This window comes from Streptomyces sp. NPDC002734, assembly GCF_040295685.1.
Taxonomy (GTDB): domain Bacteria; phylum Actinomycetota; class Actinomycetes; order Streptomycetales; family Streptomycetaceae; genus Streptomyces.
This window is the reverse complement of record NZ_JBEOVU010000002.1, coordinates 321434-345643: the sequence shown is the minus strand read 5'-3', so window position 1 is coordinate 345643 and position 24210 is coordinate 321434. Positions and strand designations below refer to the sequence as shown.

The 24210-nt window shown below is 74.7% G+C and carries 24 protein-coding genes; 12 read left to right on the top strand and 12 right to left on the bottom strand.

Annotation, left to right across the window (positions count from 1 at the left end; genetic code table 11):
• Window positions 1-3 precede the first annotated feature (3 nt).
• Genes uraD through ABT026_RS03205 form a run of 4 tightly spaced genes read left to right on the top strand, consistent with a single transcriptional unit; the run spans window position 4 to window position 3267 of the window.
• On the top strand, window positions 4-546 hold the full coding sequence (gene uraD, locus ABT026_RS03220; RefSeq protein ID WP_351111584.1) for a 2-oxo-4-hydroxy-4-carboxy-5-ureidoimidazoline decarboxylase: 543 nt from the start codon (window positions 4-6) through the stop codon (window positions 544-546).
• A complete protein-coding gene (gene uraH / locus ABT026_RS03215; protein ID WP_351111582.1) occupies window positions 543-905 on the top strand; it encodes a hydroxyisourate hydrolase in 363 nt (120 codons plus the stop codon). The genes uraD and uraH overlap by 4 nt, the downstream gene beginning before the upstream one ends.
• A 4-nt stretch (window positions 906-909) precedes the next feature.
• On the top strand, window positions 910-1824 hold the full coding sequence (gene pucL / locus ABT026_RS03210; protein ID WP_351111580.1) for a factor-independent urate hydroxylase: 915 nt from the start codon (window positions 910-912) through the stop codon (window positions 1822-1824).
• Between the two features lie 48 nt (window positions 1825-1872).
• Window positions 1873-3267: an 8-oxoguanine deaminase gene (locus ABT026_RS03205; protein WP_351111578.1), complete on the top strand. Its 1395-nt coding sequence runs from the start codon at window positions 1873-1875 to the stop codon at window positions 3265-3267.
• Between the two features lie 15 nt (window positions 3268-3282).
• Here the strand turns inward: ABT026_RS03205 and ABT026_RS03200 are convergent, their stop codons facing one another.
• Together ABT026_RS03200 and ABT026_RS03195 are read right to left on the bottom strand one after the other, a co-directional pair.
• Entirely contained in the window at window positions 3283-3879 is a 597-nt protein-coding gene (locus tag ABT026_RS03200; RefSeq protein ID WP_351111576.1) for a 3'-5' exonuclease, read from the bottom strand.
• Between the two features lie 93 nt (window positions 3880-3972).
• Complete coding sequence (locus tag ABT026_RS03195; RefSeq protein WP_351111574.1) at window positions 3973-5475, bottom strand: MFS transporter; 1503 nt, start codon at window positions 5473-5475, stop codon at window positions 3973-3975.
• 93 nt (window positions 5476-5568) lie between these two features.
• On the opposite strand from ABT026_RS03195, the gene ABT026_RS03190 reads away from it, so the two are divergent.
• Window positions 5569-5961, top strand: a complete 393-nt coding sequence (locus ABT026_RS03190; RefSeq protein WP_351111573.1) for a winged helix-turn-helix transcriptional regulator — start codon at window positions 5569-5571, stop codon at window positions 5959-5961.
• 97 nt (window positions 5962-6058) lie between these two features.
• Here ABT026_RS03190 and ABT026_RS03185 read toward each other — a convergent pair whose 3' ends face one another.
• Window positions 6059-8230, bottom strand: coding sequence for a hypothetical protein (locus ABT026_RS03185; protein ID WP_351111572.1), 2172 nt, complete (start codon window positions 8228-8230; stop codon window positions 6059-6061).
• 83 nt (window positions 8231-8313) lie between these two features.
• Between ABT026_RS03185 and ABT026_RS03180 the strand changes: the two genes are divergently transcribed.
• Window positions 8314-8682 (top strand): DUF488 domain-containing protein, encoded by a 369-nt coding sequence (locus ABT026_RS03180; protein ID WP_351111571.1) that lies wholly within the window; start codon window positions 8314-8316, stop codon window positions 8680-8682.
• A 57-nt stretch (window positions 8683-8739) separates the two neighbouring features.
• Here the strand turns inward: ABT026_RS03180 and ABT026_RS03175 are convergent, their stop codons facing one another.
• From ABT026_RS03175 to ABT026_RS03160, 4 genes are all read right to left on the bottom strand, one after another.
• Window positions 8740-9099, bottom strand: coding sequence for a DUF6204 family protein (locus ABT026_RS03175; protein WP_351111569.1), 360 nt, complete (start codon window positions 9097-9099; stop codon window positions 8740-8742).
• A gap of 125 nt (window positions 9100-9224) precedes the next feature.
• A complete protein-coding gene (locus ABT026_RS03170) occupies window positions 9225-9923 on the bottom strand; it encodes a hypothetical protein (RefSeq protein WP_351111567.1) in 699 nt (232 codons plus the stop codon).
• Between the two features lie 2 nt (window positions 9924-9925).
• Window positions 9926-10720, bottom strand: coding sequence for a class I SAM-dependent methyltransferase (locus ABT026_RS03165; RefSeq protein ID WP_351111565.1), 795 nt, complete (start codon window positions 10718-10720; stop codon window positions 9926-9928).
• Between the two features lie 105 nt (window positions 10721-10825).
• Window positions 10826-12034, bottom strand: coding sequence for a pyridoxal phosphate-dependent aminotransferase (locus ABT026_RS03160; RefSeq protein ID WP_351111563.1), 1209 nt, complete (start codon window positions 12032-12034; stop codon window positions 10826-10828).
• A gap of 84 nt (window positions 12035-12118) precedes the next feature.
• Here ABT026_RS03160 and ABT026_RS03155 point away from each other — a divergent pair, with 84 nt between their 5' ends.
• Complete coding sequence (locus ABT026_RS03155) at window positions 12119-12703, top strand: winged helix-turn-helix transcriptional regulator (RefSeq protein WP_351111561.1); 585 nt, start codon at window positions 12119-12121, stop codon at window positions 12701-12703.
• Between the two features lie 44 nt (window positions 12704-12747).
• Here the strand turns inward: ABT026_RS03155 and ABT026_RS03150 are convergent, their stop codons facing one another.
• The gene (locus tag ABT026_RS03150; RefSeq protein ID WP_351111560.1) at window positions 12748-14703 is read right to left on the bottom strand and encodes an AfsR/SARP family transcriptional regulator; all 1956 of its coding nucleotides are present in this window, start codon (window positions 14701-14703) and stop codon (window positions 12748-12750) included.
• 112 nt (window positions 14704-14815) lie between these two features.
• Here ABT026_RS03150 and ABT026_RS03145 point away from each other — a divergent pair, with 112 nt between their 5' ends.
• On the top strand, window positions 14816-15694 hold the full coding sequence (locus ABT026_RS03145; protein ID WP_351111558.1) for an alpha/beta fold hydrolase: 879 nt from the start codon (window positions 14816-14818) through the stop codon (window positions 15692-15694).
• 312 nt (window positions 15695-16006) lie between these two features.
• Here ABT026_RS03145 and ABT026_RS03140 read toward each other — a convergent pair whose 3' ends face one another.
• The 4 genes from ABT026_RS03140 to ABT026_RS03125 all read right to left on the bottom strand — a co-directional run bounded on the left by ABT026_RS03140 (window position 16007) and on the right by ABT026_RS03125 (window position 20595).
• Window positions 16007-16831 carry a hypothetical protein gene (locus tag ABT026_RS03140; RefSeq protein ID WP_351111556.1) on the bottom strand — a complete coding sequence of 275 codons (825 nt, stop codon included), beginning with the start codon at window positions 16829-16831 and terminating at the stop codon, window positions 16007-16009.
• Window positions 16831-18096, bottom strand: coding sequence for a VWA domain-containing protein (locus tag ABT026_RS03135; protein WP_351111554.1), 1266 nt, complete (start codon window positions 18094-18096; stop codon window positions 16831-16833). The genes ABT026_RS03140 and ABT026_RS03135 overlap by 1 nt, the downstream gene beginning before the upstream one ends.
• 83 nt (window positions 18097-18179) lie before the next feature.
• Window positions 18180-19814, bottom strand: a complete 1635-nt coding sequence (locus tag ABT026_RS03130; RefSeq protein WP_351111552.1) for an IucA/IucC family protein — start codon at window positions 19812-19814, stop codon at window positions 18180-18182.
• A gap of 178 nt (window positions 19815-19992) precedes the next feature.
• Complete coding sequence (locus tag ABT026_RS03125) at window positions 19993-20595, bottom strand: DUF1349 domain-containing protein (protein WP_351111550.1); 603 nt, start codon at window positions 20593-20595, stop codon at window positions 19993-19995.
• 237 nt (window positions 20596-20832) lie between these two features.
• Between ABT026_RS03125 and ABT026_RS03120 the strand changes: the two genes are divergently transcribed.
• The 4 genes from ABT026_RS03120 to ABT026_RS03105 all read left to right on the top strand — a co-directional run bounded on the left by ABT026_RS03120 (window position 20833) and on the right by ABT026_RS03105 (window position 24195).
• On the top strand, window positions 20833-22419 hold the full coding sequence (locus ABT026_RS03120; RefSeq protein WP_351111548.1) for an IucA/IucC family protein: 1587 nt from the start codon (window positions 20833-20835) through the stop codon (window positions 22417-22419).
• 151 nt (window positions 22420-22570) lie between these two features.
• Window positions 22571-22798, top strand: coding sequence for a hypervirulence associated TUDOR domain-containing protein (locus ABT026_RS03115; RefSeq protein WP_351111546.1), 228 nt, complete (start codon window positions 22571-22573; stop codon window positions 22796-22798).
• A gap of 5 nt (window positions 22799-22803) precedes the next feature.
• Entirely contained in the window at window positions 22804-23136 is a 333-nt protein-coding gene (locus ABT026_RS03110; RefSeq protein ID WP_351111544.1) for a DUF3140 domain-containing protein, read from the top strand.
• Between the two features lie 135 nt (window positions 23137-23271).
• Window positions 23272-24195 (top strand): HipA family kinase, encoded by a 924-nt coding sequence (locus ABT026_RS03105; RefSeq protein ID WP_351111542.1) that lies wholly within the window; start codon window positions 23272-23274, stop codon window positions 24193-24195.
• The last annotated feature ends 15 nt before the right edge of the window (window positions 24196-24210 follow it).

The following is a 24210-nucleotide window of genomic DNA, read 5'->3' as shown; positions in this document are numbered from 1 at the left end:
GCTGTGACAGCGAGCTCTCCGACACCGGCCTCCCGGGGCCTCGCCCTGTTCAACGCCCTGGACGAGGCCGCCGCCCGGGCGGCCCTGGGCGAGATCTGCGCCGCCCCGTCCTGGGCCTCGTACCTGGTCGCGCGCCGTCCCTACGCCGACGCCGAGGCGCTGTGCGCCGCCGGGGACGCGGCGACGGCGGCCCTGACCGCGGACGGCCTGGCCGAGGCCATGGCGGCGCACCCGCCGATCGGGCGGCCGAAGCCCGGCGACCCGGTGTCCGCCCGGGAGCAGCGCGGCATGGCGGGCGCCGACGAGGCGCTCCGCTCCGAGATGCTGGAGCTCAACCTGGCCTACCAGGAGCGGTTCGGCCAGGTGTTCCTGATCTGCGCCACCGGCCTCACCGCCGAGGAGATGCGGGACGCCGTCCAAGACCGCCTCGGCAACACGCCGGAGCGGGAGACGGAGATCGTCCGCGGGGAACTGGGCAGGATCAACCGCATCCGTCTCGCCCGCCTCGCCGAGGCGGGCCCGTCCGAGGAGGACGCACGCCCATGACGTCCGGCACCGCTCCCGCCACCGTGTCCACCCACGTCCTCGACACCGGCCTGGGCCGGCCCGCCGCCGGCGTGCGGGTCTCCCTGGCCGCCCGCACCGGAGCCGACGAGCCCTGGCAGGCGCTGGGCGGCTCCGCCACCGACGCCGACGGACGCTGCCGGGACCTCCCCGGCCCGCCCGCCGGCGCCACCCACGTCCGTCTCGTCCTGGACACCGGCGCCTACCTGGCGGGCCGGGAGGGGGCCGAGGGCGCGTTCTTCCCGGAGGTGGCGGTGGCCTTCGCCGTCGAGCCCGGCGAGCACTACCACGTGCCCCTGCTCCTCAGCCCGTTCGGCTACTCCGTATACCGAGGGAGCTAGGGACATGACCGACCACCCCGCCCGGACCGCGCGCCTGGGCCAGAACCAGTACGGCAAGGCGGAGACCCGGGTCGTCCGGATCACCCGCGAGGGCGAACTCCACCACATCAAGGACCTGAACGTCTCCGTCTCGCTCTCCGGCGACATGGACGACGTCCACTACTCCGGGTCCAACGCCAACGTGCTGCCCACCGACACCACCAAGAACACGGTCTACGCCTTCGCCAAGGAACACGGCATCACCTCCCCGGAGGAGTTCGGCCTGCTGCTGGCCCGGCACTTCGTGCGGTCGCAGGAACCCATCCGGCGGGCGCGGATCCGGATCGAGGAGTACGCCTGGGAGCGCATCGGCGGCCCCGACGCCCAGCACTCCTTCGCCCGCACCGGCGGCGGCACCCGGGTGACCCAGGTCGTCCACGACGGGGAGCGCTGCGAGGTGGTCTCCGGCCTGAAGGACCTGACCGTCCTGAACACCACCGACTCCGAGTTCTGGGGCTACCGCAAGGACCGGTACACGACACTGCCCGAGGCCTACGAACGGATCCTTGCCACCGACGTCTCCGCCCGCTGGCGCTACGCCTGGACCGGCGCGGACGGCGGGACCGCGCCCGACTGGGACCTCTGCTACCGGGAGTCCCGGCGTCACCTGCTGGACGCCTTCGCCCAGACCTACTCGCTCTCCCTCCAGCAGACGCTCTACCGGATGGGCGCGCGGGTCGTGGAGAGCCGCCCGGAGATCGAGGAGATACGCCTCTCGCTGCCGAACAAGCACCACTTCCTCGTCGACCTCGAGCCGTTCGGGCTGGAGAACGACAACGAGGTGTACGTCGCCGCCGACCGTCCCTACGGGCTGATCGAGGCGACCGTCCTGCGCGACGGCGCTGAGGCCCTCATCCCGGCCGACCTCACCCACCTCTGAGACCCGTACCACCACCGCTCGTCCCCGCAGCCCGACCGGAGAACCACCATGGCAGCCACAGCCGGACACCCCGCCCGCACCGTCATCGAGAACTGCGCCGTCGCGACCGTCGACGCCCAGGACACCGAGTACGCCGAGGGTCACGTGGTGGTCGCCGGCCAGGTGATCGAGTCGGTGGGGGAGGGGAAGGCCCCCGAGGGGCTGGAGAACGTGGTGCGGCGGATCGACGGCACCGGTCACCTGGTCACCCCCGGGCTGGTCAACACCCACCACCACTTCTACCAGTGGCTCACCCGCGGCCTGGCCACCGACCACAACCTCTTCGACTGGCTGGTCGCCCTCTACCCCACCTGGGCGCGGATCGACGAGCCGATGGTGCACGCGGCCGCCCAGGGCTCGCTGGCCATGATGGCGCGCGGCGGCGTCACCACCGCCATGGACCACCACTACGTCTTCCCCCGCGGCACCGGCGACCTCGCCGGGGCCGTCATCCGCGCCGCGCGGGAGACCGGGGTGCGCTTCACCCTCGCCCGGGGCTCCATGGACCGCGGCGAGTCCGACGGCGGACTCCCGCCGGACTTCGCGGTGGAGAGCCTGGACGGGGCGCTGGCCGCCACCGAGCGGACGGTCGCCCAGCACCACGACGCCTCGTTCGGGTCGATGACCCAGGTCGCCGTCGCGCCCTGCTCGCCCTTCTCGGTGTCCACCGAACTCATGCGTCAGGGCGCCGAGTTGGCACGCCGGCTCGGGGTCCGGCTGCACACCCACGGGTCGGAGACGGTGGAGGAGGAGAAGTTCTGCCACGAGCTGTTCGGCATGGGACCGACCGACTACTTCGAGTCCACCGGCTGGCTCGGCGAGGACGTGTGGATGGCGCACTGCGTGCACATGAACGACGCCGACATCGCCGCGTTCGCCCGCACCGGGACCGGCGTGGCCCACTGCCCGTCCTCCAACGCCCGCCTGGCGGCCGGGATCGCCCGCGTACCCGACATGCTCGCCGCCGGGATCCCGGTCGGGCTCGGCGTCGACGGCACCGCCTCCAACGAGTCCGGCGAACTGCACACCGAACTGCGCAACGCCCTCCTGGTCAACCGCCTGGGCCCGCACCGGGAGGCCGCCCTCACCGCGCGTCAGGCGCTGCGGCTGGGCACCCACGGCGGCGCCCGGGTCCTGGGGCGGGACGCGGAGATCGGCTCCCTCGAGCCGGGCAAGCTCGCCGACCTGGTGCTGTGGAGGATGGACACCCTGGCCCACGCCTCGATCGCCGACCCGGTGGCCGCCCTGGTGCTGGGCGCGGCCGCGCCGGTGACGCTGTCCCTGGTGGGCGGCGTCCCGGTGGTGGAGAACGGGCGGCTGCTCACCGTCGACGAGGACGCCGTGGCCCGCACCACCCGCGACGAGGCCCGCCGGCTGGCCCGCGTCACCGCGGGCGAGGAGTGACCGGCGGCCGGCCGGTCAGGTGTCCGGGCCCTCCCAACGCATGAGGTTGGCGAAGAGTTCGGCCTGCTCCACGGCGTCGTCCAGCGCGTGATGGGTGTGCCGGCGCCGCGACAGCAGGTGCCGGGGCATCGTCCCCTTGGCGACCGCCCGCAGGGGCAGGCCGGCCTTGGCCGCGTACAGGGTCTTCATGTCCATGCAGCCGGAGTGGCCGAACGGGCTGCCGCCGGTGAAGCGGATCAGGTACCAGTACAGGAACATCCAGTCGAACGCGACCGGGTAGCCGCAGACCACCGGCTGCGCGCCCGTGGACACCTCGCCCACCCAGGCCGTGAACTCGGTGAGGGCGACCGCCGGGTCCGCCCCCTCGCGGCACAGCCGGTCCCGGTCGAGGCCGCTGACCGCCAGCGCCTGGGGATCGAACTCGGCAGAGATCGGCCGCAGTTCGCGGTAGAAGGTGTGCTCCTCGGGGTCCGTGGGGGTGAAGCCTTCGGCGTCCTGCCGCCCGGCGACGGCGGCGCCGAAACTGATCATCGAGTACGGGCCGGGGACCGGGCCGTCCGCCTCGATGTCCACGGAGATGTACAGGCTGGGTTTCACGCGTCGCCGGCTCATGCGCCGAGCCTCCCAGCGGCGGACGGGCGCGCGACAGCGATTTTCCCCCGCCCCGGCGTCCGGGTGACGCCGGGGCGGGGCGCGGGGCCGGTGTCACCGGACGCCGGGGCCGTCGTGGGCCGCGGAAGGGAAGCGCGGGGGAAGGCCCCCGCCCGGTCGGCGCGTCTCCCGCCCCGGGCGCAGGGTCGCCGCGGCCAGGGCGAGGGCCGCGGCTCCCAGGACGGCGGCCACCAGGAAGGCCAGGCGGTAGCCGTCCGCGGTCGCCGCCACCAGGGGGGAGCCCTTCTCGAGCAGCTCCCCGGTCCGGCCCGCCGCCAGCGTGGTGAGCACCGCCAGCCCCAGCGAACCGCCCACCACCTGCGTGGTGTTGAACAGACCGGAGGCCAGCCCGGCGTCCCGCTCCGCCACCCCGGACATGGCCAGCCCCGTGAGCGCCGGCATGGCCACGGCGAACCCGGCCGACAGCAGCAACAGGGGCGCCAGCACGTCGGCGGTGTACGAACCGTCGGCCCGTGCCGCGGCCAGCAGCCCCATGCCTGCGGTGGCCAGGACGAGCCCCGCCAGCAGCACGCGGTACGGCCCGAAACGGCCCACCAGCCGGGCGGCCAGGCCCAGCGTGATCGCGCCGATCAGCAGCGGGGCGGGCAGGAAGGCGAGCGAGGTGGCCAGCTCGTCCTGGCCCAGCACCCGTTGCAGGTAGAGGGTGCCGATGTACTGGAAGCCGTACATGGTCCCCAGCATCAGCACCTGGGTGCCGTTGGCGCCGGCCAGGGTGCGGGAGCGGAGGATGCCCAGCCGCAGCAGGGGGTGCGCCGCCCGGCCCTGACGGACGGCGAAGCCGGCGAACAGCGCCGCCGAGAGACCGGCCAGGGCGAGCGTCGCCCCGGCGGAGCGCCCGGCGGAGCCGATGATGGTCCAGACGGTCGTCATCAGAGCCCCGGTGACCAGCAGCGCCCCCCACCAGTCGGCCGAACGGCCCGGCCCCGCGCCCTGGTCGGCGGGCAGCACCCGCACCGCCGCGAACCAGGCGACGACCCCGATCGGCAGGTTGATCAGGAAGATCCAGTGCCATCCCGCCGCCTGGGTGAGCGCCCCGCCCAGGAAGGTGCCCAGCGCCGCCCCGGTGGCGCCCACGGCGCTGAACACCGCGATGGCGCGGGCCTGTTCGCGCGGCTGCGGGTAGAGGGCGACGATCATGCCGAGCACCACCGCCATGGTCGCGGCCCCGCCGACGCCTTGGAGGGCGCGGGCGGCGACCAGCGTCCCCTGGTCGCCGGCCACTCCGCACAGCACCGACGCCAGGGTGAAGAGGGCGAGCCCGGAGGTGAACATCCGCTTGCGGCCCAGCAGATCGCCCAGCCGACCGGCCAGCAGCAACAGCCCGCCGAACGGGATCAGGTAGGCGTTCACCACCCACGCCAGCCCCGCCGCGGAGAACCCGAGGTCACGCTGGACCGCGGGCATCGCCACCGTGACGATGTTGCCGTCCAGGATGGTCATCAGCGCGCCCGCGCAGAGGATGAGCAGCGACCGTGAACGGGACGGTTTTGGGACGGAGTTGGCGTCCTTCCGCGGTGAAGGCTCGAGCACTGACATGACGGCGGATCCCCCTGCGTGTCCCATGGTGCACGACTTGTAACGGAGTACATCGTGGGTGACCATGGAGCTCCGGCGTAAGGAGGCACTTTCATGTCCCAGCGGAACACCGGTGTTACCTCCCAGGCAGTGACCGCGGAGGCCTGTCCGGTCCAGGAGGTGCTGGACCGGGTGTCGGGGAAGTGGAGCGTCGGCATCCTGGTCGCGGCGGCCCAAGGCCCGATCAGGTTCACGGAGTTGGAGCGGGCGGTCACCGGCATCAGCCGCCGCATGCTCACTCTCACGCTGCGCAACCTGGAGCGCGACGGACTGGTCACCCGCACCGTGTTCCCGACGGTCCCGCCCCGGGTGGAGTACGAGATCACCCCCGTCGCCCGGGAGCTGTACGAGACGCTGCTCCGGCTGACCGACTGGGCGGAGCGCCACCGCACCACCATCCACCGCTCCCGCGTCGCCTACGACGCGGAGCACGCCGTGCCGGCCTGAGGGCGCGAAGAAGCGGCGAGGAAAGCGACAGGGCTGATATCAGAGGAGTTGAGAAGGAAGCCCCGTCATGGCCTCGCCGCGTTCCGCACCCTAACAGTCACTCCGGCACCAGGTCGCGGAGATTTCCCGGAGTGATCACCCGCGCTTCGGCGCCCAGTCCCTCCGGCCGCGCCGGCCCGACGAAGGTGACCGGGCCGTCCGGCGCCCTCTCCTCGTCGCCCACGATCACCCGCACTCCGTTGTCCGCGAGCAGCCCGGTCAGGTACCGCACGGTGAGCGGCCTGCGCTCGACCGCGCCCCGCACCAGCATGCCCGTCGAGACCCGGTGGCCGGCCGCCCGGTTGGATTCGGGGCTGCCCCTGAGGTGGACGTGCATCCACCTGGCGTGCCAGCCGCCGTGCTCGTCACGGGCGAAGACCAGGGGCAGCGCCACCCGGCCAGGACCGCGCAGTTCCGACTTCATCCGGACGGTGCGGGGCTCGAAGGGCGCCCCGGCCTGTTCGGCGTCGCGCAGCATGAACCCGAAGAAGGACTCCGCCACCTGCTCGAAGTTCTCCCCGCTGTAGACGTGGACCATCGGCACGACGAACGCCGCCTCGACGGCGGCGAGCCGCAGGTCGATGAACTCCGAGGCGCCCTCGGGCGCGTCGGTGATGTCGCCCGAGTGGGCGCCGCCGACCGCGGTGAGGGCGGTCCAGTCGAGCCATCCCAGCGTCCGGTAGTTCTCGTCCAGCAGGAGCGCGGACAGGTCGTGGTCGGTGGTGCGCTCCGTCTGCCTCCAGTACATGAAGAACCGCAGCAGCTCGCCCTCGACCTCCGACGTCGAGCCACGCGGCAGCACGCCCAGGTCCGAGGGGACGTTCTTCCCGCTCAGCGGCAGCGCCACGTCGAGCATCGCCGGGTCCACGACCACCGTGCCGGTGACCGGAAGACGCCGCCGCAACTCCGTGTCGGCCAGCGCGGCGAGCCGCTCCCGGACCTTGCGCGGCATGCCGGGCCGGGTGTCTGCCGTCGCCCAGGCGCGTCCCGAACGGTTGAGGAAGAGCCGCTGCCCGCCGAAGCGGCCGGCCCGGTTCTCCAGGTGCTCGCGCATCGAGAGCAGGACCCGTCCCGACACCTCCGGCGCCACCCGTGCGGCGGCGTCCAGCACCGCCTCCCGCTGCGCCTCGTCGCCGGCGGCCAGCACCAGGCGGTCCAGCGCCCGGTACAGCCGACCCGGCGCGGAGGCCAGCAGACCCGTCGCCCCCACGATGTCGCCCTCGGCCAGCAGTCTCTCGACACGGCTCTCGAAGGTGGGCGCCTCCAGCTCGCCGCGGGCCACCGCGAACACCTTCGCGGCGTGCGGCCACCGCGGGTGCTCGTGCGGGTGGAGCCGTTCGCCGAGCCGCTTCCACCGCTCACGGTGCCGGTGCACGTCGGCCAGCTTCGCGGGGGAGTCCGCGACCACGCCGTCCAGCCCCGCGAGCAGGGCCCTGCGCAACGGCCGCCGCAGGGAACGGAACCGGACCGGCTCCTCCAGGGTGACCGACGCGCCGGAGAGGGCGCAGGCCAGCCGCAGCACGTCCGTCACGGTGTCGAGCAGGAGTTCCTGCCCGGCGACGGCCCGTACCGCGTTGATCACCGCCCGGTTCTCGCGCAGCGGGATCGTCTCCGGCTGCGGGCCGCGCGCGCAGTGCCCGGCGAGCAGCCGCAGGTCCTCCAGCCCGTCCTCGCCGAGGGGGACGGGGGAGCCGGCCAGCGACAGGTACAGCGCGGTGAGTTCGTCCTCCTGCGGGCCACCGAGGTGGAGAACGGTGACGCGGTCGCCGGCCGCGGCGATCAGCTCGTCGTGCGCGGCGAGCATCTCCTCGTAGCGGTGCCCGTAGGAGCCGTAGGAAGGCAGGGTGAGCAGATTCAGCACACCGTCGCTCAGCTGCTCGAGCACGCCGGGCCGGGCCACCTCGTCGGCAAGCGCCTCGGTCACGCAGCGGTGCCAGAACTCCTCGGTGTCCGGCACGCCGGCCGGGAAGTCCTTGAAGTACACGTTGTGCCGCACGTGGTCGCCCACCAGCTCCCGGACCGTCGCCAGGGTGCGCCGCGCCACCGGCTCGACGAACTCCGGGGCCAGCCCGGAGAGGTGCCTCAGCAGGTCGCCGGAGAGGGTGAAGCCCACCGACAGCAACGCCGCGTCGAACCGACGGGCGAGTGAGGCGCCGTCACCCGGCCGGCCCACAGGAGCCGGCAGGCGGAAGGTGCGGCGGACGACCAACTGTTCGAAGGCGGTGTGCATGCAGCGATGATCCCAGCGGCCCTCGTGCGGGCGCACCGGAGTTTTCGAGTGGCGGAGCGGGTCGGGGACGCCAGAGTGGAGGCATGGACAGGCAGATCACCCAGCACCGGATCTACGACAGTTCCCCCGACGACGAGGGAGCGCGCGTCCTCGTCGACCGTCTCTGGCCGCGCGGGATCAGCAAGGACGCGGCGCACCTCGACGCGTGGCTGCGCGAGGTCGCGCCCACCAACGAGCTGCGCCGCTGGTACGGGCACGACCCCGAGCGGTACGAGGAGTTCCGCGACCGCTACCTCGCCGAGCTCGCCGACGACGCGCACCGCGAGGCCGCGGACCGGCTGCGGGCCTTCGCCGACCAGGGCCCGGTGGCGCTGCTGACGGCCACCCGCGACCCGGCGATCAGCCATACGGCGGTCCTGGCCGAGTGGCTCACCGGCGGCGAGGGTCGCTGAGACGGGGGCGCGGCTCGCGGGGCGTACGGGGCGTGCAGAAGTGCGGGGCGGGGTGGCTCAGGTCTGCTTGCGGGCGGCCTGCTGCCGCTGCCGCTTGCCCAGGGGCGCCTGGGAGAGGTCCTCGGCCTGTGAGCGCAGGTGCTTGTAGCCGTAACCCCGCTCCTCCAGCCACGCCCGGGCCGTCCGCTCGGCGCGTTCGGTGGCCTCCAGGATGTCCTCCTCCGCCTCCCCGGTGTCCTGGAAGCGGAAGGTGAAGGCCGGCCGGGAGGCCACGTCGTAGCTGAGGTGCCCCTCGGGGGTGAAGGCGGCCCGCAGCATGTCGTGCTCCGCGGCGTGGGCCAGGAGCTCCGACCGCTGCCCGGCGTCGAGGCCGTCGAAGACGCCGCGGACGGTGATGCGGAACGTGCGTGTGCTCATCCGGCGACCCTAACCGGCGGGGCGGGGCGGCTCCACGCGGTTTTCCCCCGGGCGGCCTCCCGTCCCGCGGCCCGTGACCCGTGGGCTGCGGGAGTCGCGGGTGCGGAGGCGGGCGGCGTGCGGAGTCACCTGCGCCGGGGGGAGGCCACGAGGTAGCGGACACCGGTGCGGGGCTCGCTGTAGGCGCCCGCGTGCCACCCCGAGGCGTTCAGCGCCTCCTCGCAGGCACTGAGCAGGGCGGGGTCGGCGGTCCGCACCTCCACCGCCTCGGGCTGGGCGGACGGCTCCACGCGGTAGCCCTCGGCGCCCGGCCCCGCCGGGCGGCAGCCGGCGGCCTCCAGGGCGATGGCCGCCGCCTGCGGCAGGTGCGAGCGCTCCCAGCCGCACGGGCGGTCCACCGAGCCGTCGGGGTTGGTCATCCGCCGCAGCTCCACCAGCCCCTGCCACGCCCCCCGCACCTCCGCCGTGCGGGCCGGCGCGTCGCTCTCCCCGCCGAGCCGGGCGGCGAACACGCCGGCACGGGACGGTTCGGCCGGGGCCGCCCGCACGGCGTCGCCCTGCGCCGCCGCGTCCGGCCCGGGCGGGGGCGCGGACACGGTCTCCGGCCGATCGCGCAGCCGACGGCCCGCCGGGGTGAGGTAGCAGTCGTGCGGCGGCCGGGGGTGCCGGAACGCCAGCCCCAGGCGGACCAGCGCGGTCAGCTGGGCGGAGGCGCCCCTCAGCCTGCCCGTCGCGGGGTCCGCCGCGTCGATCACCCGCCGCTGCGCGGCCGTCGGGCCGCCTCCCCTAGTGCTCGGGCCGCCTCCCGCAGTGCTCGCCGCCATGGTCAGGGCCTCCGCGCCTCGATCAGGTACCGCTGGGAGTGGGCCACGAAGGGACCGTGACGCTCCATGAAGTCGTGCAGCACGGCCAGCCGGTCGCGGTACTCCTCGACGGTGAAGCCGGGGACGGTCCAGATCACCTTGCGCAGGAAGTGCACCACCGCGGCGACGTCGTGGAACTCCATCCGCAGCGCCTCCTGGCGCAGGTCGACCACCTCCAGGCCCGCCGCCTCCGCCGCGGCCGTCGCGGCGTGCGGCGTGCTCCCGGAGCGGGTGGCCAGGGGGTCCGCCTTCGCCCCCGCGGGGCTGGTGGGCCCGTCGTCGCGCCCCTCCCGCATGAACTCGGCGAGCTCGCGCACCGTCCCGGACCCGACCTGCTGCGACAGGTACGTCCCGCCGGGCCGCAGGACCCGGTGCACCTCGTCCCAGCGGGTGACCACCGGGTGCCGGCTGACCACGAGGTCGAAGAGCCCGTCGCGGAAGGGCAGACCGTCGCTCTCCCCGACGTGCACCACCGTCCCGCCCAGCGGCGCCAGGGTGCGGCGGGCGATCGCCACGTTCGGCGGCCACGCCTCGGTCGCGGCCAGCAGCGCCGGCGCCCGCGGGACGGTGGCCAGGACCTCCCCGCCGCCGGTCTGCACGTCGAGCGCCGCCCGGGCGCCGGCCATGCGCTCCCCGAGCAGCCGGGCGTACCCCCAGGTAGGGCGCGCCTCGCTCGCCCGGCCCCGGAACCAGGAGAAGTCCCAGCCCTCCGTCGGGACCGACGCCCCCTCGGCCAGCAGTTCGTCGAAGTCAGCCATCGTCAGAGCATCGCAGAGCGGCCGCCGCGTCCGCACGGCGATATCGGCGGGCCGGCACGGCCGGGCGCCGGGGCCTTTCCCGCCGTCGTCCGTGCGTGCGCGGGATCACTGGCGGTAGCCCGACAGGAAGCGGCCGATGCGGCTGATGGCGGTGTCCAGGACGTCGGCATGCGGCAGCGTGAGGATACGGAAGTGGTCCGTGCCGGGCCAGTTGAAGCCGGTGCCCTGCACCACCTGGATCTTCTCCCGCAGCAGCAGGTCGAGCACGAACCGCTCGTCGTCGACGATCGGGTGCACGGCGGGGTCGATGCGGGGGAACGCGTAGAGGGCGCCCTTCGGCTTCACGCAGGAGACGCCCGGGATCTCGTTCAGCTTCTCCCACGCCGTGTCGCGCTGCTCGTGCAACCGTCCGCCGGGCGCGGTGAGTTCGCGGATCGACTGCCGGCCGCCGAGCGCCGCCTGGATGGCGTACTGGGCCGGGGCGTTGGCGCACAGCCGCATGGAGGCCAGCATGGTGAGGCCCTCCAGGTAGTCCTTGGCGTGCTCGCGCGGACCGGACACCACCAGCCAGCCGCTGCGGAAACCGGCGACCCGGTAGGTCTTGGAGAGGCCGCAGAAGGTGAGCACCACCAGGTCGGGCGCGAGGGCGGCGGCCGGGTGGTGCACGGCGTCGTCGTAGAGGATCTCGTCGTAGATCTCGTCGGCGAACACCATCAGCCCGTGCCGGCGGGCGAGGTCGAGGATGCCCTCCAGGATCTCCTTCGGATACACCGCGCCGGTCGGGTTGTTGGGGTTGATGATCACGACCGCCCTGGTGCGGTCGGTGATCTTCGACGCCATGTCGGCCAGGTCCGGGTACCAGTCGGACCCCTCGTCGCAGAGGTAGTGCACCGCCTTGCCGCCGGCCAGCGTGGTGACGGCGGTCCACAGCGGGAAGTCCGGGGCGGGGATGAGGATCTCGTCGCCGTTCTCCATGAGGGCCTGCACCGCCATGGAGACCAGCTCGGAGACGCCGTTGCCGAGGAACACGTCGTCCACGCCCACCTCGACGCCGCGGGCCTGGTAGCGCTGGGCCACGGCGCGGCGCGCGGAGAGGATGCCGCGCGAGTCGGTGTAGCCGTGCGCCTGGGGCAGCATCCGGATCATGTCCTGGAGGATCTCCTCCGGGGCCTCGAACCCGAAGAGCGCCGGGTTGCCGGTGTTGAGGCGCAGGACGCTGTGCCCGGCCTCCTCCAGCGCGTTGGCGTGCTCGATCACCGGGCCGCGGATCTCGTAACAGACCTCGCTGAGTTTGCTCGACTGGCGGAACTCCATCGTGTGCCCCTCGGGTTCGTGGTGTTGCTTGGTTTTACCAAGCGGGCACTTGGAAAGTCCAACCTGTTGTCTAGACTGCCGGTCATGTCACCTCGCCGCAGCTACGACCAGTACTGTTCCGCCGCGCGGGCGCTCGACCTCGTGGGGGACCGGTGGACCCTGCTGATCGTCCGGGAGCTGCTCGCCGGACCGCGCCGTTACACCGACCTGCACGCCGACCTGCCGGGCGTCAGCACCGACATGCTGGCGACCCGGCTGCGCGACATGGAGCGCGACGGGCTCCTCGCCCGGCGTCGGCTGGCGCCGCCCGGGAACGCCTCCGTCTACGAACTGACCTCCCGTGGGCGTGAGTTGACGGGTGTGCTGCACGCGCTCGGACAGTGGGGCGCGGGCGAGCTCGGGGACCGCGGGCCCACGGACGCGGTGCGCGCCCACTGGTTCGCCCTGCCGCTGCTGCGGGCGCTGGAGGCCGCGGGCGTGCGGGGAGTGGTGCAGGTGTCCCTGGAGGAGGGGGAGTTCCACCTCCACGCGGGCTCGGCCGAGGGCCCGGTCTACGGCATCGGAGCGGCGCCGGGGGAGCCGGACCTGCGCCTGGACCTGGACGCCCGGACGTGCCTCGCACTGGCGCGGGGGGAGCTGGACGCGGCGGCGCTGCTGGTGCGGGTCTGAGGCGCGGCTGTCGCGGGCCGGGGTGAGAGCCGGAGGGCGGTTGCTCATCCCGCTCCGGCGCATGCCTCCGCCTCTGCCAGGTACCGCGCCACCGGGCCCAGGGTCAGCATGCCGCCGGCGGCGCCGGCGTGTTCCGCACGGGCGTCACGCAGGGCAGCCGCGGAGCGTGCCGCCACTTCGTGCTCGCCGAGGCGTACGGCGGCGCGGGCGGTCAGGCACCACATGGCCTCCTGCATGTGGTCACACGGTGGTTCGGGCGCCGCGGCCAGGGCGGTACGGGCCTCGTCGCCCCGGGCCTGGGCGAGCAGCACGAGGGGGCGCGTCCAGGGCGCGTACGGGCCCCAGTCGAGGCGCGGGTCGGTGGGAGCGGGCCGGTCGTGCAACAGGCGCAGCCCCAGCAGGGCGAGCGGGAACAGGCCGCGGTGCAGTCCCGGCATGCCGGCCCCGCGGAGGGCGTCCTCGGCGGCACGGTAGTGCGCCGCGGCCGCGGCGGCGGTGGGCCCGCCGGGTTCGGTGCTGTGGGCGGCCGTGGCCCGGGCCCGGAACCACCCGGTGAGGACGGGGACGAGGGGCGCTTCGGTGCTGGCGGCGAGCTGGTCGGCGGCGTCGGCGTGCGAGGTCGCGGAGTCGAGGTCGCCGAAGGCCGAGGCGGACTGCAGGCGCACGAGTCGGCCGAGTACGGCGAAGTTCGGCAGCTCGTGCCGGGTGGCGAGGTCGAGGATCTCGGCGCCGGTCCTGTCCCGTGCCGCCGCGAGCCCGGGGCGGGTGAAGGACTGCAGGAACACTCCGTTGAGGGCGAAGGCCAGCAGGGCGGGATCGGCCAGCTCCCGTGCCAGTTCCTCGGCCTGCCGTGCCGCCTGCTGCGCGCGCTCCCGCTCGGGTCCGGACAGATCGGCGCTGCGGCTCTCGACGGCGACCGTGGCCAGGAGGCGGGCGCGCAGGTCCGCGGGGCCGTCCTGGCCGAGCCCGGTGAGCGTACGCTCGGCAGCCGCCACGACGGCTCGGGACTGCTCGGGGTCGTCGGCCCGGCTCCAGAGGGCGGGCACGTCGTAGGCGCCGATGATCCGGGCGGTCAGGAAGAGGTCTCCCGTGCGTTCGGCCGCGTGGATGGCGGCGAGGCGGTCGCGCCGGGAGTGGACGAGGGCGTCGCCGCCCGCCAGCGCGAGCGTGCGGGCCAGGTCCACGGTGGTGCGCGGGCCGAGCCGGACACCATTGCCGGTCCACCCCGTGCGTACGCCTTCGTAGGGAGCCGAGCCGTTGAGGATGTCCGTCTCCAGGCGCTGGAGGCCGGCACCGGGGTCGAGTCCGAGTTGGCCGACGAGCATCGCGCGGGCGCGGCGCAGAGCGGCCAGCGCGTCGGCCCGGCGGCCCGCGCGGTACAGCGCGCGGGCAAGCAGTTCCCAGGCCGGCTCGCGCCACGGGTGTTCGGCGACATGGGCGCCCAGTTCGGCGACGAGATCGGCCCCTTCCCCGGAATCGAGGAGGATGCGGGCGCGCAGTTCCACCCCCTCCAGCCTCAGTTCCTCCAGCCGGGTCCGCTCGTGCCGCGCCCATGCGGAGCCGGCCACATCGGCGTAGGCGGGGCCGCGCCACGCCGCGAGTGCCGCGCCGAGGTCGGTCGAAGCGTCGGGGTCGGTCGGAGCGTCGGGGTTGCGGCGGGCCCGGGCCAGCGCGTCCTGGAAGCGATGGGCGTCCACGTCCTCGCGCGGCAGGCGCAGCGCGTAGCCGGGACCTTCGGTGACGATGACGCGCGGCGGACTGCGGGGCGGCCGGTCGGGTTCCAGGGCGCGGCGCAGCGCGGCGACGAACGTACGCAAGGCGCCCACGGCGCGGGCCGGCGGATCGGTCCACAGGTCGTCGACGAGGGTGTCGGTGGTGACCAGTCGTCCCTCGGCGGCGACGAGCCGGGCGAGTACCTCACGGTGGCGGGGTCCGCCCAGGTCGACCGGGCTGCCGTCGTCGCGGAGGGCACGCACCGCACCGAGCACGTCGATTCTCATGCCCCCATCCTCCGTGCCAGGGGCCGGCTGCGCCCCACCGTACTGATCGGCTGCTGATCGCCGTCGCCCAAGCTGATCCGGTCAAGCCCTCGACCCGAAAGGGTGGTCCCTCATGACGCCCACCGTTCCCGGTTTCGATCACGTCCGCCTGCCCGGCGCGGACGGTGTGGAGCTGGCCGCAGCCGTCGGTGGCAGCGGCAGCCCGGTCGTGCTGTTGCACGGCTTTCCCCAGACCCACCTGATGTGGCGACACGTCGCCGAGCGGCTCGCCGACGCGCACACGGTGATCTGTCCTGACCTGCGGGGCTACGGCGCCAGCGACAAGCCCGCGGCCACCGGCCCCGACGTGTACGCCAAGCGCACCATGGCCGCCGACGTCGTGACGCTGGCGGCGGCGCTCGGTCACGAGCGCTTCGCCCTCGTCGGTCACGACCGAGGCGCCCTGGTCGCCTTCCGGGCGGGGTTGGACCACCCCGAGACGGTCACGCACCTGGGCATCCTCGACATCGTGCCGACACTCGACATGTGGAACGTCCTGCACGGCGTCCCGGCGGCGGTCGGCTACCACCTCTTCCTGATGGCGCAGCCGCCGGGCCTGCCGGAGGCGATGATCGCAGGCAGTGCGGACGCGTTCTTCGGCTCCTTCCTCGACGCCTGGGCCGCCGACCCGACCGCCATGTCCGAGGAGGTGCGTGCCGAGTACCTGCGCGCGAGCGCCGCGGCGGTGACGTCGATCGTGGCGGACTACCGGGCCTCGGCGGGCATCGACGTCGAGCACGACCAGGCGGACCTGGACGCGGGGTCGCAGCTGGCGATGCCCGTGACGGTCGTCCAGCAGGACTGGGGCGCGCAGCTCGGCTACGACGCCGCCGGGGTGTGGAAGGCGTGGGCGCCGGACCTGGACCACCGGCTGACCCGTGCCGGGCACTTCATGGCCGAAGAGGCGCCCGACGAGATCGCGGCGGCGATCCAGGAGCTGCTGGCCCGCTGAGCCCCGTGCACGCGGCTCGTCGGCCGGGCCACGGCCGCTGGGCGCGCGCCAGGGGTTCGGCGTTCTCTGCCCGCGTCGGGCGCCCCGGCGCTCGGTGCTCTTCGTCGTCGTCCTCGGGGGCCGGTGCGGGGCGCGTGGCAGGGCCCGCGGCCCGGGACCGGGGCGAGCCCGTCGCCGGGGTCCGTTGCCGAGGCCCGTTGCCGGGGTCCTGCGATCGCGGGACCCCGGCAACGGGCCGGGAGACGTGCCGCCCGGGCCGGGAGACGTGCCGCCCGGGCCGGGAGACGTGCCGCCCGGGCCGGGCGGCGGGGTTCACGCCCCGGGGCGACCCCGGCCGCGGGTGAGGGTGTAGCCCCAGACCCCGGCGAGGGCGGCGAGGATGCCGCCCGCGGCGGTCCAGAGCCAGCGGTCCGTCCACCACCCGGAGGACCAGCCGTCCTCCAGATCCGTGCCGGCCAGGACCGGCGCGGCGTCGTCGAGGAGGCCGCCCTCCTCGTCCGTGCCCTCCGCGTCGTCCTCGGCCTCGGCGTCCGTGCGCATCGAGACGCCAGGGATCAGCGGCTCCGCCAGCGAACCGTCCACGGCCGCCGATCCGCCGGCGTCCGCCACCTCGACCTCCACCTCGGCCGCAATGGCCCGGCCCACGTCCGAGACCGGCAGGCCGACGGCCGACAGACGCACGTAGTACGTCCCCGGGAGCGGGTCGTTGGCCCACGGCTCGGCCCAGCCGCGCACGGTGCGCAGCGCGCACGCCAGCTCCACCGAGGTGGTGCCCGCCGGGACCGCACGGGTCTGCGCCCCGTAGCGGCAGGCCTGCCGCCGCCGCAGGCCGTCGTAGACGTCGATCTGCCAGGTTTCCCCGGCGTGCTCCTCCGGCAGCCGCACGGAGGCGCGGACGGTGGCCCGCTGGGTGGCGTCCACGGGGAACGACCAGTACAGGTAGTCACCGGTGGAGCCCTGGGCGGTGGCCTTCACCCCCGGATCGATCTCCGTCGCGCTGCGGAACGAGGTGCCCGCCTCGGTCGGCCCCGCGCTCGTCCCGTCCTCGCCGGGGGAGGGGGAGGCATCGGCGGCCGCTGGTGCGGCGGCCAGCCCGGCCAGGAGCAGTGCTGCGGTCAACGCACGTCGCACTCGCATCAGTTCGTCCTCCAGACGGCGACCCGCCAGCGCGAGACCCAGCCCCAGACGAGGCCGGCCAGGAATCCGGTGAGGACCAGCGCGCCGAGCAGCCACCAGCCGCGGCCCAGCCCGAAGGCGGCCACGTCGTCGGCGTCGGACGGCCCGTCCACCACGTCCACCGTGAGCTCCACCGGCAGACCCGGCGTCGTCTTGACGCCGGCCGCGGGGGAGAAGGAGTGCGTCACCTCGAGGCAGACCGCCTCGGCGGGCGCCTCGTCCTCGTCGCTCTCCGCCTTCGGCATCCGCAGGCCCGTGGAGACCAGGTCGGTGCGCCCGTGCCCGGACGCCTCGCCGCGCACCATCTCCCGCCCGTGGACGGTGACCGCCCGCAGCAGCACCCCGTATCCGGGGGTCACCTCGCGGTCGGCCGCGACGCTCACCGCGGCGCGCAGTTCCTGCCCGGGCTCCAGGTCCACCCGGTACCAGCGGGCCTTCCCGAAGTCCGCGCGGTCGGTGTACAGGCCGGACTTCAGCGCCGGCGCGCCCTCGCAGGCGCCGGTGCCCTCGACGGCCACGGGGGTGACCGTCGGGTCCGCGGCGCGCTCGACCAGCTGGCCCACGCGGTCGGCGAGTTCCTCCTTGTGCTGCACGGAGGTGTAGGTGCCGCCGGTGGCCTCGGCGATGCAGAGCAGCTGGTCGCGGGTCTTGGCGTCGGGGACCAGACCCAGGGTGTCGATGGTCAGGCCGATGCCCCGGGCCGCGATCTCGCGGGCCACCTCGCACGGGTCCAGCGGGGCGCAGGTGTCCTCGCCGTCGGTGATCAGGACGATCCGGCGGGTGCCCTCGCCCTCCTGGAAGTCGCGGGCCGCCGCCTGCAGCGCGGGGCCGATCGGGGTCCAGCCGGTGGGCGCCAGCGTGGCGACCGCCGTCTTGGCCTCCACCCGGTCCAACGGGCCGATCGCGTAGAGCTGTTCGGTGTCCTTGCAGCCCTCCTTGCGGTCGTCGCCCGGGTAGTTCGCGCCGAGCGTCCGGATGCCGAGCTGCACCTCCTCGGGGGTCGCGTCCAGGACCTCGTTGAAGGCCTGCTTGGCCGCCGCCATCCGGCTGCCGCCGTCCACGTCCCGCTCGCGCATGGAGCCGCTGACGTCGAGCACCAACTCGACCTGTGGCGCGGGCCGTCCGTCCGTCTCGTCGGCCGCGGCCGACGCGGGGAACGCCGGTCCTGCCGCCAGGGCGGCGAGCAGGGCGAGTGCGCCTGCCGCCAACCGTTTTCTTCTGATCATCGCCGGATCGTATTGAACGATGGGTCGTGCGGTGGCGGCGGGGGTCGATCTCCCGTACCCGGACGGCGGATTGACGGATCCGGTCACCCGCCGAGCGCAGGCGGAAGCAACGTCCACCGGTCGCCCGGCGCGTCCGGCGAGAGACGCATCAGCGTCAGCGCCTTGGTGGGCAGCGGGTCACGCAGCAGCGCCTCGCGGTCCGGGGTGGCCGGCAGCCCGGGAGCGGCCTCCCGCAGCACGGAGGCCAAGGCCTCGGACGAGCCTGCCGCGGCGCCGAGCGCACCCGCGACCAGCGACCCGAACAGCTTGCGGCGCAGCGCCGTCACGTCGTCGGTGACGATCCGCGGCGGGAAACCGTCCGGCAGCCGCAAGCCGTGACGGGCCAGCCGCCGTGGGCTCACCCGGATGTCCGCCAGGTCCCGGTAGACCAGACGCACCGGTCTGCCGTCCGTTGCCAGCACCGCCAGCAGGTTCTGCCCGTGTGCCTCCAGGGCCACCCCGATCTCCAGCAGGCGCAGGCCGACGCCCAGGGACAGCGCCGTGAGATCGGCGAGCCAGGAGGACGCGGGGAGGGCCCCCGCCGTGGCGAGCGCGGGGAGCGCGGCGACGGGCACGATCCGCTCGCCGGGTCCCGCGTACGCCTCCGGCGCCTCGCGGACCACCGCCGCGAGGTCCGGCGTGCTGTCGCAGGCGGCGCCCAGGGTGCGGGTGACGTGCAGCAGACCGCCCAGACGGGGCGTCAGGGACTCGGCGAAGGCGGAGACCACCGCCGAGGAGGCGATCGACCCGGGGGAGATGTCCCGCACGGAGGAGGTCAGCCGGGCGGACAGCGCGGTCTTCACCTGCGGCCCGCCGGGCACCGCGAGGGTGCGCAGGGCCATCAGGGGGTGCGCGATGAACCCCTCCTCGCCCCCGGTCGCGTCGCCGGGGCCGGTCCGGTCGCGGCGGCCGTCCCCGCTCCGGTAGCCGAGCCCGCTCCGATGGCCGGTCCCGCTCCGGTGGCCGGTCCCCTCGCCGTCCGCGGGCGGGCGCAGGACGTGCCGTGCCTGCCACGGGTGCACGGGCAGCAGCAGTCGGCCGCCGTCGCGCCACTCGGCGGGCCAGTCGCCGGCCACCAGGCACCCCTCCCGCTCCACCGGGCGCAGTGACAGCCGCACCACCGGCCGGTGCTCGGGCGCGTAGGCCAGTTCGTCGGCCACCGTGAATCCGGGCCGGGCACGGCAGCCCGGGTGGTACGGGTGGCCGTCCACCACCCGCTGCTCCCACTCCCACGACGCCGCCGAAGCCGCGGGGGCCGGAGCCGCGTCGGCGCGGGAGAGGGCCAACGAGGCGACGCTCTGCGCGAGTTCGGCGGCGAACACGGCTCCGTGCGGAACGCCCAGGTCCTCCACCAGCGCGGCCGGATCCTGGTACTCCGCGCCCGCCAGCCGGAGCCGGGTCACCCTCCCGTCCACCGCGAACGGATCGGCGGTCGGCCCGTGGACCGTGCGGCCGTCCGCCAGCCGCACGGTCAGGCCGCCGGCCGTGTGCCCGCGTCCCGCGATCCACGGCAGCGGCTCGAAGGCCAGGGCCCGCCACAGCCGCGTCAGCACGGCGGCCCGTGCCCCGGGCAGGGCCGCGTGGAACGGCTCCACCAGGCCGGGGCACACCTGCGCCAACTGCCGCGCCGTCTCGCGCTCCTCGTGCCTCTCCTGCCCTTCGCGGGCCGAACACCGCACGTCGCCGTCTCCTCCGTGTCGCCGCGTCCCGGGGCATCGGCCGGTGCCGCGCGGGTCGTGCCGCGGTGCCGGTCCCCTTCCGGGTCGCTCCGTGCCTGGGCACCGTGCCGTGCGTTCGCGAACCGCGCGCCTCGGCACGGTGCCGCGTCTTCGCACCGTTCGTGGCCGGCGGCGCCGGTCAGGCGTCCGGGTCCTCGTGGAGGCCGGCGTCCGCCGGGCCCCGCGTGAAGCCGGTGAACCGTACCTGGAGTCCCGCCCGTTGCGGGGAGCAGCAGAAGGGTCCCGCGCCGGCCACCGCGTCCGGCGCCAGCGGCGCGAGGCGGACCATGCGCCAGGGCTCCTCCGCGACCCGCGCGCGGATGGTCACCGCGTCGCCCGCGCGACTGGCCCGCACCGTGACCGGACGGTCGTGCCAGTCGGGGACGGGGGCGAGGGACCAGTCGGAGCGGCCGTGGGTGACGACGGCGCCCAGATGGGGGACCCCGTCGTTCATCTCCACCCCGGCCTTGATCCAGGTGCTCGCGTCCACGCGGATCATGAGTCCCGCCTGGTCGTACAGCGCGTCGAAGCGGGCCAGGAACGTGACTTCCACCGCGGACCCGCCCGGGAACGCGGTGAGCAGCGCGTGGCCGTCGTCACGGACGAAGCCGTAGCTGGTGGTGCGCCAGAAGTCGGACCGCTCCCGTGCCGTGACGAGCAGGTCCGTGCCCTCGACCGCGGTGGCCAGGGGCGGATTGAGCCAGGTGGCGTCGTTCAGGTCGACTTCCTGCCGGTGGTCCACGGGGTTGTCCTTACGCCGGTGGTGCGAGCGAGCCGGCGTGGACGGCCGTGGCCCCCCGCCCCGGGTGCGGTTCTGCGTGCCGCGACAAGATCCTTCACAGCGGAGCGGCACTTGTCCAGGCGGTCTCCCGCGGATGGCCGTCCCACGCCCTTCCCTCCGGCGCGGTCTTCGCGGCCGTGCCGATGCCGGAGATACTGACCGCGACCGCGCCGCCGGACGAACGGACCATCAGCGCACATGCCTCCCATCGCGGACCTCGGCGAGAGCGCCGACGCCTACGCCTGCACGCCGCTCCTCAACTGCCTGCTGCGGGAGGCCGCCCGGCCGGAGGCCGTCGTGGGCGAGGAGGGTACGGTCCGGCGCGTGCACCGGCTGGCGGGCAGTGGTCGGCTGCTCGGAGTGCGCGGGACCAGGCGACCCACCGCACCGGAGGTGCGGGCGGAGACGGGATGGCGGCGGCTGGACCACACGGAACTGGTCAAACTCGTCGCCGAGGAGCTCCGCCTGCACACCGGCCTCACCAACGACGAGCTGCCCGGCGAGATGCTCGACAGCCGCAACGCCGTCGCCGCCCTGCTCGCCGCCCGCGCCGCGGCCGAGCCGCCCGCGGACCCCTACCTCCGCTCCGAGCAGTCGTTGCTGACCGGCCACCCCTTCCACCCCGCGCCCAAGGCCCGCGGCGCCGGCCCGGCGGCCGCCTGGCTCCCCTACGCGCCCGAGGCCCACGCCCGCTTCCCGCTCACCCTGCTCGCCGTCCGGGAGGACGCCGTCGTCGAGGAGGGCGACGTCCGGGCCCTGGACGCCCTGGGCGAGGCCCCGCCCGGCTACCGGCTGCTCCCCGCCCACCCCTGGCAGCTGGACCTGGTGTCCGGCCACCCCGAGGTCCGCCGGGCCTTCGCCGACGGGCGGCTGCTGCGCCTGGGCCGCACCGCCGAGTCCGCCTGGCCCACCGCCGCCGTGCGCACCCTGTACCTGTCGGGTGCGGACCTCTTCCTGAAGTTCAGCCTCGACGTGCGGATCACCAACGACGTCCGGCGCCTGTGGCGGCACGACCTGCTGCGTCTGCGCCGCACGGACTCCGCCGTCACCACCGCGCTGGCCGCCCTGCCGGCCGAGGAGGCGGCGGGCGCGGCCTGGCTGAGCGACCGCGGCTACCGGACGGCGTCCTTCGCCTTCGAGGAGCTGGCCGTGCTGGTCCGCGACGGCCTCACCGCGCACCTTCCGCCCGGCTCCACCCCCCTGCTGGCCGCCGCTCTCGCCGAGGGCTTCGACGGGAGTCCCCTGGACCGGGCCGGCGACGACCCGCTGTCCTGGTGGAGGGCGTACCTGCGGGCGGTGGTCCCGCCCGCGTTCCACCTCTTCCACCGGCACGGCGTGGTCCTGGAGGCCCACCTGCAGAACTGCCTGATCGCCGTCGGCCCCGACGGACGGCCCGTGCGCGCCCTCTTCCGCGACGCGGAGGGGGTCAAGACGGTGCCCGCGGAGGGAACGGGGGGAGCGGAGGGCGTGGAGAGGGCGGGGGGAGCGGAGGGCGTGGCCGGAGGCGCCGAGGGGAGGGCCGCGGGCTGGGAGCGGCTGGTCTACTGCCTGCTCGTCAACCATCTGGGCGAAGTGGCCGAAGCTCTGCGTGAGCGGCACCCGGAGGTCGACCCGTGGCCCGCGGTCCGGCGCGAGGTCGCCCGGCACGACTTCCCGGAGGCCCGGCGGCTGCTCACCCAGCCCACCGTGCCCGGCAAGACGAATCTGCTGCTGCGGTGGACCGGAGCGGACGGGGCGGACGCCCGCTACCTCCCGCTGCCGAACCCGCTGTCGGCGACGGCGTGACGCAACCGGTCCGGGCCGCGGGGCCGCGCGGGCGGGTCCCGTCGCCCGTTGCCCCGGGCGGGAGAACCGGACCTGCGGAGCTGGCCCCGAGCCCCCACGCTGGGAGGAGACGTCGCGCGCGGTGCGCGGCGCACCGGCGAGGGAGTGCCCGATGGCCAAGAGCGACGGCGGCGGCAAGAAGCTGAAGAAGGGCGACAAGGTCGCCTGGAGCAGCCACGGCAGCGAGACCGAGGGCAAGGTGGAGAAGAAGATCACCGAACGGACCGAGGCGGCGGGGCGCACCGTGGACGCCTCGTCGGACGACCCGCAGTACAAGGTCCGCAGCGAGAAGTCCGGCCGGTCGGCGGTGCACAAGCCGTCCTCACTGAAGAAGAAGTGACGCCGGTGGACGACGGCGAGCGCGAGGAGACCTGGGGCGAGTTCCGCGAGCTGGTGAACATGAGCCCCTCCGACCTGGAGAAGTGGCTGGCCTCCGAGGAGTCGCAGGAGGCGGGCCGGCACAAGGACGGGGGCGAGTCCACCGGCCACGCCTCCGGCCGCAGGATCGTCGAGATCCTGCGCGCGAAGAAGGGCGACCTCTCCGACGAGGACTACGGGCACATGCGCAAGGTGGTCGGCTACGTCCGGCGGCACCTCGCCCAGCGCCCCTCGGGCGACGTGCGGGACACCCGCTGGCGGCACTCGCTCATGAACTGGGGCCACGACCCGCTGGCGTGACCCCCGGGTCCCCGCCCGGTTACCATGCTTCCTTCGTGCCGGAGGCGGCAGGCGAGGCAGGCACCCCGGGCGGGCGCCCACCCCCTCAGGAGCCGGCCGTGACGGCGAGGCGACGACCGGTAGGGCCTGGGACACATGCTGAGAGAGGTCATTGCCACCCGTTACGTCGAACCCCTGCGGACCGGTGGATCGGTCCCCGGGGTCGTCGAGGCGGACGACCTGGGTACCTACGTCGTGAAGTTCACCGGTTCCGCGCAGGGCCGCAAGGCGCTGGTCGCCGAGGTGATCGTCGGGGAGCTGGGGCGCCGGCTCGGGCTGCGGGTGCCCGAACTGGTGCGGGTCCGCTTCGACCCCGCCCTCGGCGCCGACGAGCCGCACGCCGAGGTCCGCGGCCTGCTGGACGCCAGCGCGGGCCTCAACCTGGGCATGGACCTCCTCTCCGGCGGCGCCGACCTCACCCCGGAGCTGGCCGAGACCTTCACCGTCGACCCCCTGGAAGCCGGCCGGGTCGTCTGGCTGGACGCCCTCACCGCCAACGTCGACCGCACCGTGCACAGCTCCAACCTGATGGTCTGGCCCACCCGCGGCACCGCCCCGGCCCGCCTCTGGCTCATCGACCACGGCGCCGCCCTGGTGTTCCACCACCGGTGGGACGACACCGCACCCGACAAGGCCTACGACTTCCGCCACCACGCGCTGGGCCGCTACGCCCCGGACACCCGCGCCGCCGACGCCGCACTGGCGCCCCGGGTCACCGAGGCGCTGCTGCGCGAGGTGGCCGCCGAGGTCCCCGACGAGTGGCTGGAGGCCGAGCCCGGCTTCCCGGGACCGGACGCGCTCCGCGAGGCCTACGTCGCCTGGCTCACCGCGCGGGCGGCCTCCTCGGCCGCCTGGCTGCCCGTCGACTTCCCCAGCGGCGACCAGCTCGCCGCGGAGGAGCACGCCCGGCGGGAGAAGAGCCGGCGTGGACGCCCCGGGTGGCTCCAGCGCGTCCCCGACCTCCACGGAAAGCCTGCCGCGGCCCAGGACTGGTCCGCCCACCTGGACGACGCGAGCTGACCCCGCCCCGGGGCG

What these genes read in the sequence shown, in the direction of transcription:
- ABT026_RS03155 (WP_351111561.1), top strand. Translation starts at nt 12,119, where the DNA reads ATGTCACCTCGCCGCAGCTACGACCAGTACTGTTCCGCCGCGCGGGCG.
- ABT026_RS03115 (WP_351111546.1), top strand. Translation starts at nt 22,571, where the DNA reads ATGGCCAAGAGCGACGGCGGCGGCAAGAAGCTGAAGAAGGGCGACAAG.
- ABT026_RS03160 (WP_351111563.1), bottom strand. Translation starts at nt 12,034, where the DNA reads ATGGAGTTCCGCCAGTCGAGCAAACTCAGCGAGGTCTGTTACGAGATC.
- pucL (WP_351111580.1), top strand. Translation starts at nt 910, where the DNA reads ATGACCGACCACCCCGCCCGGACCGCGCGCCTGGGCCAGAACCAGTAC.
- ABT026_RS03145 (WP_351111558.1), top strand. Translation starts at nt 14,816, where the DNA reads ATGACGCCCACCGTTCCCGGTTTCGATCACGTCCGCCTGCCCGGCGCG.
- ABT026_RS03200 (WP_351111576.1), bottom strand. Translation starts at nt 3,879, where the DNA reads ATGAGCCGGCGACGCGTGAAACCCAGCCTGTACATCTCCGTGGACATC.
- ABT026_RS03175 (WP_351111569.1), bottom strand. Translation starts at nt 9,099, where the DNA reads ATGAGCACACGCACGTTCCGCATCACCGTCCGCGGCGTCTTCGACGGC.
- ABT026_RS03180 (WP_351111571.1), top strand. Translation starts at nt 8,314, where the DNA reads ATGGACAGGCAGATCACCCAGCACCGGATCTACGACAGTTCCCCCGAC.
- ABT026_RS03165 (WP_351111565.1), bottom strand. Translation starts at nt 10,720, where the DNA reads ATGGCTGACTTCGACGAACTGCTGGCCGAGGGGGCGTCGGTCCCGACG.
- ABT026_RS03140 (WP_351111556.1), bottom strand. Translation starts at nt 16,831, where the DNA reads ATGCGAGTGCGACGTGCGTTGACCGCAGCACTGCTCCTGGCCGGGCTG.
- ABT026_RS03205 (WP_351111578.1), top strand. Translation starts at nt 1,873, where the DNA reads ATGGCAGCCACAGCCGGACACCCCGCCCGCACCGTCATCGAGAACTGC.
- ABT026_RS03185 (WP_351111572.1), bottom strand. Translation starts at nt 8,230, where the DNA reads ATGCACACCGCCTTCGAACAGTTGGTCGTCCGCCGCACCTTCCGCCTG.
- ABT026_RS03105 (WP_351111542.1), top strand. Translation starts at nt 23,272, where the DNA reads ATGCTGAGAGAGGTCATTGCCACCCGTTACGTCGAACCCCTGCGGACC.
- ABT026_RS03135 (WP_351111554.1), bottom strand. Translation starts at nt 18,096, where the DNA reads ATGATCAGAAGAAAACGGTTGGCGGCAGGCGCACTCGCCCTGCTCGCC.
- ABT026_RS03150 (WP_351111560.1), bottom strand. Translation starts at nt 14,703, where the DNA reads ATGAGAATCGACGTGCTCGGTGCGGTGCGTGCCCTCCGCGACGACGGC.
- ABT026_RS03120 (WP_351111548.1), top strand. Translation starts at nt 20,833, where the DNA reads ATGCCTCCCATCGCGGACCTCGGCGAGAGCGCCGACGCCTACGCCTGC.
- ABT026_RS03195 (WP_351111574.1), bottom strand. Translation starts at nt 5,475, where the DNA reads ATGTCAGTGCTCGAGCCTTCACCGCGGAAGGACGCCAACTCCGTCCCA.
- ABT026_RS03170 (WP_351111567.1), bottom strand. Translation starts at nt 9,923, where the DNA reads ATGGCGGCGAGCACTGCGGGAGGCGGCCCGAGCACTAGGGGAGGCGGC.
- ABT026_RS03190 (WP_351111573.1), top strand. Translation starts at nt 5,569, where the DNA reads ATGTCCCAGCGGAACACCGGTGTTACCTCCCAGGCAGTGACCGCGGAG.
- uraH (WP_351111582.1), top strand. Translation starts at nt 543, where the DNA reads ATGACGTCCGGCACCGCTCCCGCCACCGTGTCCACCCACGTCCTCGAC.